11 protein-coding genes are annotated in these 11,197 nt (G+C 61.2%); 9 read left to right on the plus strand and 2 right to left on the minus strand.

Annotated features, from left to right (window positions below; translation table 11 throughout):
• Positions 1 to 79 precede the first annotated feature (79 nt).
• Complete coding sequence (gene pyrF, locus IBX54_RS08625; RefSeq protein WP_296542261.1) at positions 80 to 913, plus strand: orotidine-5'-phosphate decarboxylase; 834 nt, start codon at positions 80 to 82, stop codon at positions 911 to 913.
• Here pyrF and IBX54_RS08630 read toward each other — a convergent pair.
• Positions 899 to 2,869, minus strand: a complete 1,971-nt coding sequence (locus IBX54_RS08630; protein WP_296542262.1) for an acyl CoA:acetate/3-ketoacid CoA transferase — start codon at positions 2,867 to 2,869, stop codon at positions 899 to 901. The genes pyrF and IBX54_RS08630 overlap by 15 nt on opposite strands.
• A 152-nt stretch (positions 2,870 to 3,021) precedes the next feature.
• On the opposite strand from IBX54_RS08630, the gene IBX54_RS08635 reads away from it, so the two are divergent.
• The 6 genes from IBX54_RS08635 to IBX54_RS08660 all read left to right on the plus strand — a co-directional run bounded on the left by IBX54_RS08635 (position 3,022) and on the right by IBX54_RS08660 (position 6,022).
• A complete protein-coding gene (locus IBX54_RS08635) occupies positions 3,022 to 3,303 on the plus strand; it encodes a helix-turn-helix transcriptional regulator (RefSeq protein WP_296542263.1) in 282 nt (93 codons plus the stop codon).
• Positions 3,303 to 4,640: a type II toxin-antitoxin system HipA family toxin gene (locus tag IBX54_RS08640; protein ID WP_296542264.1), complete on the plus strand. Its 1,338-nt coding sequence runs from the start codon at positions 3,303 to 3,305 to the stop codon at positions 4,638 to 4,640. Before IBX54_RS08635 ends, IBX54_RS08640 begins: the two co-directional genes overlap by 1 nt.
• Before the next feature lie 93 nt (positions 4,641 to 4,733).
• Positions 4,734 to 4,847: a hypothetical protein gene (locus tag IBX54_RS08645; RefSeq protein ID WP_296542269.1), complete on the plus strand. Its 114-nt coding sequence runs from the start codon at positions 4,734 to 4,736 to the stop codon at positions 4,845 to 4,847.
• 135 nt (positions 4,848 to 4,982) lie between these two features.
• Positions 4,983 to 5,303 carry a transcriptional regulator gene (locus IBX54_RS08650; protein ID WP_296542265.1) on the plus strand — a complete coding sequence of 107 codons (321 nt, stop codon included), beginning with the start codon at positions 4,983 to 4,985 and terminating at the stop codon, positions 5,301 to 5,303.
• Positions 5,304 to 5,354: 51 nt separating this feature from the next.
• On the plus strand, positions 5,355 to 5,651 hold the full coding sequence (locus IBX54_RS08655; RefSeq protein ID WP_296542266.1) for a DUF6516 family protein: 297 nt from the start codon (positions 5,355 to 5,357) through the stop codon (positions 5,649 to 5,651).
• On the plus strand, positions 5,648 to 6,022 hold the full coding sequence (locus tag IBX54_RS08660) for a MarR family transcriptional regulator (protein ID WP_296542267.1): 375 nt from the start codon (positions 5,648 to 5,650) through the stop codon (positions 6,020 to 6,022). Before IBX54_RS08655 ends, IBX54_RS08660 begins: the two co-directional genes overlap by 4 nt.
• 13 nt (positions 6,023 to 6,035) lie before the next feature.
• Here IBX54_RS08660 and uvrA read toward each other — a convergent pair whose 3' ends face one another.
• Entirely contained in the window at positions 6,036 to 9,047 is a 3,012-nt protein-coding gene (gene uvrA / locus IBX54_RS08665) for an excinuclease ABC subunit UvrA (protein WP_296542270.1), read from the minus strand.
• Between the two features lie 319 nt (positions 9,048 to 9,366).
• On the opposite strand from uvrA, the gene IBX54_RS08670 reads away from it, so the two are divergent.
• Together IBX54_RS08670 and ssb are read left to right on the plus strand one after the other, a co-directional pair.
• Positions 9,367 to 10,542 (plus strand): MFS transporter, encoded by a 1,176-nt coding sequence (locus IBX54_RS08670; RefSeq protein ID WP_296542271.1) that lies wholly within the window; start codon positions 9,367 to 9,369, stop codon positions 10,540 to 10,542.
• 87 nt (positions 10,543 to 10,629) lie between these two features.
• The gene (gene ssb / locus IBX54_RS08675; RefSeq protein WP_296542268.1) at positions 10,630 to 11,133 is read left to right on the plus strand and encodes a single-stranded DNA-binding protein; all 504 of its coding nucleotides are present in this window, start codon (positions 10,630 to 10,632) and stop codon (positions 11,131 to 11,133) included.
• Positions 11,134 to 11,197 lie beyond the last annotated feature (64 nt).

Raw genomic sequence — 11,197 nt, forward strand, 5'->3', positions numbered from 1 at the left:
ATGGATCGCCGCGCTACGCTCGCGATGACGAAGTCTCTGTTCAAGGTCCGTGTGCTGCATCAGTTCATACAATCGCGCCATGAAATTTCTAGATATGTTGCGCAGTGCCGAGCGCCAAAACGGTTCCATGTTGTGTGTCGGGCTGGACCCCGAACCGGCCCGCTTTCCGGCAGCCATGCGGGGCGATGCCAGCAAGATTTTTGACTTTTGTGCTGCCATCGTCGATGCCACGGCTGACCTGGTGAGCGCCTTCAAGCCGCAAATTGCCTACTTTGCTGCCAACCGGGCCGAGGCGCAACTGGAGCGTTTGATGGCGCACATGCGCCGCGCCGCGCCGGGGGTGCCGGTCATTCTGGATGCCAAGCGTGGCGACATTGGCAGCACTGCCGAGCAATATGCCAAGGAAGCGTTTGAGCGCTACGGCGCCGATGCGGTCACGCTGTCGCCGTTCATGGGCTTTGACACCATTCAACCGTATCTGAAATACCACGGCAAAGGCGCTTTTTTGCTGTGCCGCACCTCGAACCCGGGGGGCGATGATTTTCAGAATCAGCGGCTCGCCACGGTGGCTGGCGAACCGCTGCTTTATGAGCACATCGCGCAACTGGCGCAGGGGCCGTGGAACCTGAACGGCCAGTTGGGACTGGTGGTGGGCGCGACGTATCCGGCCGAAATCGAACGCGTGCGCGCGCTGGCGCCCGCGCTGCCGCTGTTGATTCCGGGGGTGGGCGCGCAGGGTGGCGATGCGCTGGCCACGGTCAGGGCCGGGTGGCGCACGGGCGGGCCGATCATCGTCAATTCTTCGCGCGCCATTTTGTATGCCTCCAGCGGTGCCGACTTTGTCCACGCCGCACGCCAGGAAGCCTTGAAAACCCGCGCCATGTTGGAGGCCGCGCGCTCAGATTTGGCTTAAATCCAGCGACTCACCCGGTGCCACGCTGGCGGCCACTCCCCTGGCTTTCAGGAAGCCGCCGGTGCCGTAGCGCGTCACGCGGCTGTAAAAGCGGCGTTTGAGCCGCTGCACCATGGTGGTGTAGGCATCAAGCAGGGGCGGCAAAACGGTGAAGCTGTCGTAATTGACCACCACGTCCACGCGGTGGCCCAGCGGTGCCAGCAGCGCCGTGACCTGGTCCTCGATCGCCGTGACATCGTCCGGGCTGTCCACCGACAGGCCTTCAAAGTTGATGAACAGCAGCTTGTGCGCGCGGTCGAGTTCCAGCCGCTGCGCCAGCGGGGTGGCCAGCAGCCGGGCGCGCAGGCCCATGGGCGCATCGGTAAACAGGGCGGCATCCATGATGCTGAGCTGCGGGCTGATCAACGGAACAAAGTCCATCTGATCGAGCACGTCGCGCTGCAAATCCACCCCGGGCGCCAGTTCAATCAGTTCCAGTGCGGGCGCCTGTTCGGTACCCGTCAGGCGGAACACGCAGCGCTCGGTGATGTACAGCACCTGCTGACCGCGCCGACGCGATTCCCGGGCGCTGAAGGTGCGGTGCTCCACCTGCTTGACGAATTTGCGGCAACTGCCTTCGCTGTCGATGTGCAGGCGCCTGTCGGCAATGTGCTCTTGCAGGTCGCCAGCGGTAAAGGTACCAACAAACACCACGGTTTTGGCGTTTTGGCTGATGTTGATAAAGCCGCCCGCGCCGGCCAGCTTGGGGCCGAATTTGCTCACGTTGAGGTTGCCCTCGGCATCGGCTTGGGCCAGCCCGAGCACCGCCACGTCGAGGCCACCGCCGTCATAAAAGTCGAACTGGCTGGGTTGGTCGATGATGGCTTGCGCGTTGATGGCCGCGCCAAAACTCAGGCCGCCCGCCGGAATGCCGCCAATCACGCCGGGCTCGGCGGTCAGCGTGAGCAGGTCGAACACTTTTTCTTCGGCGGCCACGGTGGCCACGCCCTCGGGCATGCCAATGCCCAGGTTCACCACGTTGTTGGCCTTGAGCACCAGCGCCGCGCGCCGCGCAATCACCTTGCGCTCGGTCAGCGCCATGGGTTCAATCAAGTCCACCGGCACGCGAATCTCGCCGGAGTAGGCGGGGTTGTAGGCTTCCGAGAAGGTTTGCATGTGGTGCGCGGGGTCGGTGGCCACCACCACCGCATCGACCAGCACGCCGGGTACCTTGACGCTGCGCGGGTGCAAGGTGTTGCGCTCGGCCAGGCGTTCCACCTGCGCAATCACGATGCCGCCGCTGTTGCGCGCCGCCATGGCTATGGCCAGCGCCTCAAGGGTGAGGGCTTCGCGCTCCATGCTCAGGTTGCCGTCGGGGTCGGCGGTGGTGGCGCGGATGATGCCCACATGAATCGGAAACGCCTTGTAAAAAAGGTAGTCCCGGCCGTCGATGGCCATGCGCTGCACGATGTCGGTGGTGGTTGCCGCGTTGAGCTTGCCGCCGCCGTGCACCGGGTCAACAAAGGTGTCGAGCCCGACATGCGTCAGCGTGCCCGGCTTGCCCGCGGCAATGTCGCGAAACAGGTGGGTGATCACGCCCTGGGGCAGGTTGTAGGCCTCGATTTTGTTGTCGATGGCCAGCTGCTGCAGCGTGGGCACCAGCCCCCAATGGCCGCCGATGACGCGGCGCACGAGACCGTCATGGCCAAAGTGGTTCAGGCCGCGGGTCTGGCCGTCGCCCTGGCCGGCGGCATACACCAGGGCCAGGTTGCGCGGTGCGCCCTGGCCGGTTTCCTCACGGGTCTGGAGAAAGCGCGCCTCCAGCGCCACGGCAATTTCTTCGGCAAAACCAATGCCGACAAAGCCGCCAGTGGCCACCGTGTCGCCATCGTGAATCAGGCGCACGGCCTCGGCCGAGCTGACCACCTTGTTGCGGCGCGCGCCGGTGGAATGCAGGTCATCGAACTGGGTGTGCATGGGCTGTCTCCTGTCTTGTCGTGTTGCAGGTAGTGACAGTCTAGCCCCTGTTGGAATGGTGGACGAGCAGCCATATCGTCTTAAAGTAATTTATTGATATTATTATCTTTAAGTAATATGATGACAATATTTCTCAAAGGTGGTATTTGGTTATGGACTATCTCATCTCAATCCCGGACCAACTCGCGCCCCAGCTACGCTCCCTGCGCAAAGCGCGCCGCCTGGGCCAGGCGGACCTTGCTCTGATACTCGGGTTGTCGCAGTCTCGCATCGCGGCGATTGAGCGCAACCCTGCAGCGGTCAGTGCCGGGCAGCTGCTGGAAATCCTGAAGGTTTTAGGTGTTGATTTGGTCTTGCGCGATACGCCTGCCGCAGCCCGCAACATCTCACCGCAACCTGACATCTCCGGCACCAGCCACCAAGGTGAGTGGTAATGGGCGCGCTTGTCGTTTGGATGAACGGTGAACTGGTGGGCACCTGGCATGTGGGGCGCACCGGCCACCACCGGTTGGACTACGCCCCATCCTGGCGGGCCTCTGCGCGAAGCCGTCCGCTGTCCCTGTCTCTGCCCTTCACGGCGGACAACCAGGTGGAAGGCGACGTGGTGCGCAACTATTTTGACAACCTGTTGCCTGATAGCGATGGCATTCGCAAGCAAATCAGCTCCCGCTTTCATACCAAGGGCACCGATGCGTTTGCGCTGCTGCAAGCGGTGGGCCGCGACTGCGTGGGTGCGGTGCAGTTGCTGCCGCCCGGTGTGACCCCCGACGGCTTTGATCAGCTAAAGTACCAGGCCCTCACGCCGGAAGAAATTGAAAAGCATCTGGCTGCCTTGGGTTCCCAAACCGGAGCCGGGGCGCAGGATGAAGATGAAGGCTTTCGGTTGTCCATCACCGGCGCACAAGAAAAAACTGCGCTGCTTCAAGTCAACGGCCAATGGTGCCGACCCCTGGGCGCCACGCCCACCACCCACATCCTCAAGCCGCCCATCGGGATCACCCCCGGACGCAACCTGGACCTTCGGCTGTCCGTCGAGAACGAATGGCTTTGCAACCAGATTGTGCGAGAGCTTGGTTTGCCCGCAGCTGAGTGCCAGATGCAAGACTTTGGCGCACGGCGGGTGCTGGTGGTCAAACGCTTTGACCGAAGCTGGCACCCGCAAGACTGGATTGTCCGATTGCCTCAGGAAGACTTTTGCCAGGCAAAAGGTGTTGCAAGCGATCAGAAGTACGAGCAAAAAGGCGGCCCCGGTATCGAGGCCTGCTTGCAGGTGCTCAAAGGGGGTGAGGCGTTTCATGAAGACGGGCGCAATTTTTTATGCGCCCAACTGTTGTTCTGGTTTTTGGCGGCCATCGACGGGCATGCCAAGAACTTTTCGCTATTCGTGCTCCCCGGCGGTCGCTATCGTATGACCCCCTTGTACGATGTGCTGTCGGCTTGGCCCTTAATTGGCACGGGGCCGTACTCTTTACAGTACAAGCAGACAAAGTTGGCCATGGCCGTGCGTGGCAAGACGGCACATTACAAACTGTCCGAAATCCAGTATCGCCACTGGGAGCTGCTGGCCAAGCGCAGCGCGGTGGACGGGGCCTGGTACGCCATGCAGAGCATGACGCACCGCCTGGACGCGGCGCTGACCACAATTGAGCAGCGCTTGCCAGCAGACTTCCCCATCGAATTGGCGCACACTGTCTTTCAGGGTGTGCGCCGACACTTGGCGCTTTTCAATCGGGGGGTTGTGCTTCCAGACGACGGAAATCCAAGCGCATGAAGCCTGCCGCGCAGCGTAGCTTGATCGCCGGTTTTCACGTTCAAGGGTATCCAGAAGGTGGTGGCCGAGAAGAACGACAGCGGAGAGGTCCGTGTGCGCATCCCGCCGCTGGTCCACCGCAACTTGCCACTCATGGTTGCCGCGCAAGGCGTCAGCTTGAATCGACAGGCTACCGTATCTATCTTGCCAAAGATGGCGACACGCTAATCGTGCTGTTTGGCGGTGGTACCAAACGCGGACAGCAACGGGACATTGATAAAGCGAAGGAGTTGCTGGCTGAGTACAAGGCTCGCAAAAAGGCTATGACCTCCAAATCGATCAGCAAGCACAAGGGGTAACAGAATGGCATTGACCAGAAATTTTAAAGAAACCGTCATCCAGCGTGTGCAGAGTGATGCGTCATTTGCGCAGGCGCTGCTTGATGAGGCAGCGACACTATTTCTCAATGGTGAGCCAGAAACAGCCCGCCTGATTTTGCGTGACTTGGTTAACGCCACCATCGGTTTCGAGCAACTCGCAACACTGACCGCCAAGCCAAGCAAGAGTTTGCACAGGATGCTGTCGCCCACGGGCAACCCCAGTATGGACAACCTGGCGGCCATTTCGTGCTTAGATGAGTTTTCCATGAAGGACTCCAGGCTGTTCGAGGGAGTCCGACTGTGAGCCGATGGCAAATCAAGACATGTCAGAAACCCAGCCATGCTAATATATGTCATGGCTGATCGAAAAATTGTTGACGATGTGCACCACATCACGAAGAAGCGCGGAAATGGCCAGCTACGACGTGAAATCTGGATAGATGGGCAAGGCCACGTGGCGCGTTACAACCTTGCCTACATCAATCCGGCACTGCACAGCGGCGATAACGGACGGGTTGTGGGTTACGACAACCAGCATGGTTTTCACCACCGGCATTATTTTGGTGTTATCACTGCGGTTGAATTCACGAATTTTGACGACATTGAAGACCAATTCCAAGGCGATTGGACGGCACTCAGGAGCACCTCATGAAAAATGTCACCTTGCAAGCGGGCAATGAACAAGACTTCTTTCGCAGAGGGCGACGATTGGCACGATTGGCAGACGCTGGCCAGCCGCTGCCCGAGGAACGCACGCTTAGCTTTGAAGATCCTGCCGATCTTCTGCGTCTGCTCACGGCCAGCAGACTTGATGTGTTCCGCAGCGTCAAAAGCGAGCCGGGTTCGATCACGGTCATCGCAGGTCGTCTGCATCGCGACCGTAGCGCCGTCAAACGTGATGTGGACCAGTTGGCACAAGCCGGACTTGTGACGGTAGAAACCAAGACGCTTCCAGGTCACGGGCGCATGAAAGAGATTCGAGCCGCTGCCGGTGTTTTCCGTCTCGAAGCGATGCTGGTGTGAACCCGCAACGCCGTCAAAGCAGCCTGGCCAGGTAACGCCCGGTGTGGCTGGCGGGGTTGGCGGCCAGTTGCTCGGGTGTGCCAACGCCCACCACGGTGCCGCCACCGCTGCCGCCCTCGGGGCCCATGTCGATCAGCCAGTCTGCCGTTTTGATGACATCCAGGTTGTGTTCGATCACCACAATGGTGTTGCCTGCATCGCGCAACTGGTGCAAGACTTTCAGCAATAGATCGATGTCGGCAAAGTGCAAGCCGGTGGTGGGTTCGTCCAGAATGTAGAGTGTGCGCCCGGTGTCGCGCTTGCTCAGTTCCAGCGCCAGTTTGACGCGCTGCGCCTCGCCGCCCGACAGCGTGGTGGCGGCTTGCCCGAGGCGGATGTAGCTTAAGCCCACATCAAGCAAGGTGTGCAGCTTGCGCTCGATGGTGGGCACTGCCTTGAAGAATTCATGCGCAGCATCGACCGTGAGGTCAAGGATTTGTGCAATGTTTTTGCCCTTGTACAGCACCTCCAGCGTTTCGCGGTTGTAGCGTTTGCCAGCGCAGACGTCGCAGGGCACATACACGTCGGGCAAAAAGTGCATCTCAACTTTGACCATGCCGTCGCCCTCGCAGGCCTCGCAGCGGCCACCGGCCACGTTGAAGCTGAAGCGCCCTGGGCCGTAACCGCGTTCACGTGCGGTGGGCACCTCGGCCATGAGCTCGCGGATTGGCGTGAACAGGCCGGTGTAGGTGGCCGGGTTGCTGCGCGGCGTGCGGCCAATGGGCGACTGATCGACGTTGATGACCTTGTCGAAGTACTCGATGCCTTCGATGGCCGAGTGCTCTGCTGCTTCGTCGTGGGCGCGGTAAATGGTGCGCGCCACCGCCTTGTACAGCGTGTCGTTGACCAGGGTCGATTTGCCCGAGCCCGACACGCCGGTGACGCAGGTGAACAGGCCCACCGGAAAAGCCACATCGACCTGTTTGAGGTTATGGCCGCTGGCGCCGATCACCTTGATGGCCTGCAACTCGCCCTGTGTGGCATTGTGCTGGGCTTCGCGCTCGGCCCGTTTGAGCGCGGCCGCACTGGGTGCAAAGCGGCTGGTTTTGCCCTTGTTGAACGGCACCGGAGCCAGCGTGGGCAGCCAGGCGGTGCGCTGCCTGGGCACGGCAATGCTGCGCGCGCCGCTGAGGTATTGGCCAGTCAGCGAGTCGGGCGTGGCCTTGACTTCGTCGAACGTACCCTGCGCCATCACGCGCCCGCCGTGCAGCCCCGCACCGGGGCCCATGTCGATGATCTGGTCGGCGGCGCGCATCATGTCTTCGTCGTGCTCAACCACCAGCACGCTGTTGCCGATGTCGCGCAGGTGTTTCAGGGTGTCGATCAGGCGGTCGTTGTCGCGCTGGTGCAGGCCAATGCTGGGCTCGTCGAGCACATACATGACACCGGTCAGGCCGGAGCCGATCTGGCTGGCCAGGCGAATGCGCTGCGCCTCGCCACCGCTCAGCGTTTCGGCGCTGCGGTCCAGGCTCAGGTAGGTCAGGCCGACGTCGTTCAAAAACTTCAGGCGCAGGCTGATTTCGCGCACCACCTTGGCGGCAATGTCGCCCTTGGCGCCGTGCATTTTGAGGGCATTGAAGTAGGCAAAACATTCGGCCAGGGTGTAGTGGCTGAGCTCGAAAATCGCCCGCGCCTGCGCACCTTCGCCAATCTTCACATGGCGTGCTTCACGTTTGAGGCGGCTGCCCGCGCAGTCGGGGCAGGGCTGCACGCTGCGCAAGCGCGCCAGGTCCTCGCGCACCACGGCGGAGTCAGTCTCGCGGTAGCGCCGCTGCATGTTGGGGATGATGCCTTCAAATGGGTGTTTTTTTGTCAGCTTCTTGCCGCTCGACAGCCTTGAGTCCATGACGTAACTGAACTTGATTTCTTCATCGCCCGAGCCGTGCAGAACCGCCTGTTGCACGTCTGTGGGCAAGGATTCAAACGGCTGCTCGATGTCAAATTTGTAGTGCGCGGCCAGACTCTCCAGCATGGCAAAGTAGTAGGCGTTGCGCCGGTCCCAGCCCTTGATGGCACCACTGGCCAGGCTCAGGGTGGGGAATGCCACCACCCGCGCCGGGTCAAAAAACTCCTGTAGCCCCAAGCCGTCGCAACTCGGGCAGGCACCCACGGGTGAGTTGAACGAGAACAGACGCGGCTCCAGTTCGGCAATCGAATAACTGCACACCGGGCAGGCAAACTTGGCGTTGAAAAGGTGCTCGGCCGGCTTGTGCTCGCCGCTTTGTTGATTGTCCATTTCCAGCGCAATGGCGCGCCCGTTGGCAACCCGCAAGGCGGCCTCGAAGCTCTCGGCCAGGCGCTGTTTCAGGTTGTCATGGTCGCTGCGGTCGGCGCTCGGGTCTGGCTGTGCATGGCGCACCTTGATGCGGTCAATGACCACATCGATGTCGTGTTTTTCGGTTTTCTTGAGCAATGGCAGCTGATCGAATTCAAAGGTCTGGCCGTTGACCCGAAAGCGCACATAGCCCTGGTGTTGCATGTCGGCAAAGAGGTCGAGGAACTCACCTTTTTTTTCGCGCGCAATGGGCGCCAGGATCATCAGCCGGGTGTCTGCGGGCAGGCTCAGCACGGCGTCCACCATCTGGCTCACGGTTTGCGACTGCAGGGGCAAGCCATGCTCGGGGCAGTAGGGTGTGCCCGCGCGGGCAAACAGCAGGCGCAGGTAATCATGAATCTCGGTGACCGTGCCCACGGTGGAGCGCGGGTTGTGGCTGGTGGCTTTTTGCTCGATCGAGATGGCCGGTGACAGGCCTTCGATCATGTCAACGTCGGGCTTGTCCATGAGCTGCAAGAACTGGCGCGCATAGGTGGACAGGCTTTCCACATAGCGCCGCTGGCCCTCGGCATAGAGTGTGTCAAAGGCCAGGCTTGACTTGCCGGAGCCGCTCAAACCGGTGATCACCACCAACTGGTTGCGAGGAATGTCGAGGTCAATGTTTTTCAGGTTGTGGGTGCGTGCGCCGCGCACGCTGATGTGCTGGTGCATGACAGCGCCCAAATAGGGGCCGGCAGCAGGGGCTGAAACGGCAATGCCGGTGTCGATGGGATTCACGGCGTGGTTCAAGATAGTTGTGCTCAAAATGTCGGCCAAACGCAAAAGTAAACCTGCCATGATAGTCAATGTGCGATGGTTGGCATGGTCCACCCGGTGATTGACCCGCGGCAGCGCCTGACCGGCAAAGTTTCAGGGATCGGAGACAATCAGGGGCTTGCAGCCTTTGGCTTGCATTTTTTTGATTTCGGAGAAGCCCTTGTCAGATGTGAATGCCCCACTGGCGTCTGCCAGCGCCAAGCCCGCCACCGCCATGACGGCGCTGGAGCTGCGCGCCAGCTTTTCGCTGGCCTCCATCTTTGCCCTGCGCATGCTGGGCCTGTTTCTGATTTTGCCGGTGTTTGCCATCGAGGCGGCGCGTTATCCCGGTGGCGACGATGCCGCCATGGTCGGGCTGACCATGGGCATTTACGGCCTCACGCAGGCCATGCTGCAATTTTTGTACGGGCTGGCTTCTGACCGGGTCGGGCGCAAACCCGTGATCGTGTTCGGCTTGCTGGTGTTCGCCGCAGGCAGTTTGCTGGCGGCCTGGGCGCCTTCGTTGACCTGGCTGGCCATTGGCCGCGCGGTGCAGGGCGCGGGCGCGGTGTCGGCGGCGGTCACGGCCTTGCTGGCAGACCAGACGCGCGATGTGGTGCGCACCAAATCGATGGCGCTGGTGGGCGCCAGCATTGGCTTGATGTTCGCCCTGTCTTTGGTGGCGGCGCCCATCCTGGCGGGCTGGATCGGGCTGGTAGGAATTTTTGTCCTGACCGGCGTGCTGGCGCTGCTGGGCGTGGCAGCGGTGCTCTGGTGGGTGCCTGCCGAGCCCTTGCAGCACAAGGATCAGCCGCGTGGCCGTCTCGCTGATGTGCTCAAGTCGGCACCACTGCTCAGGTTGAATTTTGGTGTGTTCGTGCTGCACGCGGTGCAACTGGCCATGTGGCTGGCGCTACCGGCCATGCTGGTGCAGGCCGGCCTGGCGCGCGACCAGCATTGGCAGGTGTATTTGCCCGCGGTGTTGGGTTCGTTTGTGGTGATGGGCGGCAGCCTGTTCCAGCTGGAAAAACGCGGCTATTTGCGCGCCGTGTTCTTGACATCGATCGGCTTGACCGCGTTGGTGCAGGCCGGGCTCTGGGCGCAGGTGGGCGCGGCGCCAAGCATTGCGCTGTTGGGCGGGCTGCTGTTTGTGTTTTTTTATGGTTTCAATGTGCTCGAAGCCAGCCAGCCCAGCATCGTGTCGCGCGTGGCGCAGCCGACCAGCCGCGGCGCCGCCATCGGGGTCTATAACACCTTGCAATCCTTGGGTTTTTTTGCTGGTGGCATGGGCGGCGGCTGGCTCATGAAGCACGGCGGCGCCAGCAGCCTTTTTGCGGTCTGCGCCGGCTTGATGCTGGTGTGGCTGGTGGTGGCTTGGCCAATGCAGGCACCGCTGGCGCGCGGCCATTGAAATCTGGCAAAAGACGGCTAAACTGAGCCGCTGCGGGCGATCCGCCAAGTGCATGGTCAATGCACTGCAACACTCAAAGGAATCAGCATGGCCTCAGTCAATAAAGTAATTCTTGTCGGCAACCTTGGACGCGACCCCGAGGTGCGCACCTTCCCCAGCGGCGACCGCGTGGCCAATGTCACCATTGCTACCACCGACAAGTGGAAAGACAAGCAGACCAATGAAATGCGCGAAGCCACCGAATGGCACCGCATTGTCTTCAACGGCCGCTTGGCAGAAATTGTCGAGCAATACCTGCGCAAGGGTGCCCAGATTTATGTCGAAGGCAGCTTGCGCACCCGCAAATGGACCGACAAGGACGGTATCGAGAAATACACCACCGAGATTCGCGCCGACCAGATGCAAATGCTCGGCAGCCGCCAGGGCATGGGCGAGCCCGGTCGTGGCGATGATGGCGGCGGTTATGGTCGCCCGGTAGCCGCTGCGCCACGCGCTGCTGCTGCGCCCGCCCGCACGGCAGCAGCAGCCGCCACACCGGCGGCCCGCCAGCCCAGCGGCTTCGAAGACATGGATGACGACATCCCGTTCTAATTCGTACTAAATTACATTTTTGTTGATTAAAGCCTGTTCCTCATTGGGGAATAGGCTTTTTTTT

The sequence above is a fragment of the Rhodoferax sp. genome, from assembly GCF_014859475.1.
Taxonomy (GTDB): domain Bacteria; phylum Pseudomonadota; class Gammaproteobacteria; order Burkholderiales; family Burkholderiaceae_C; genus Rhodoferax.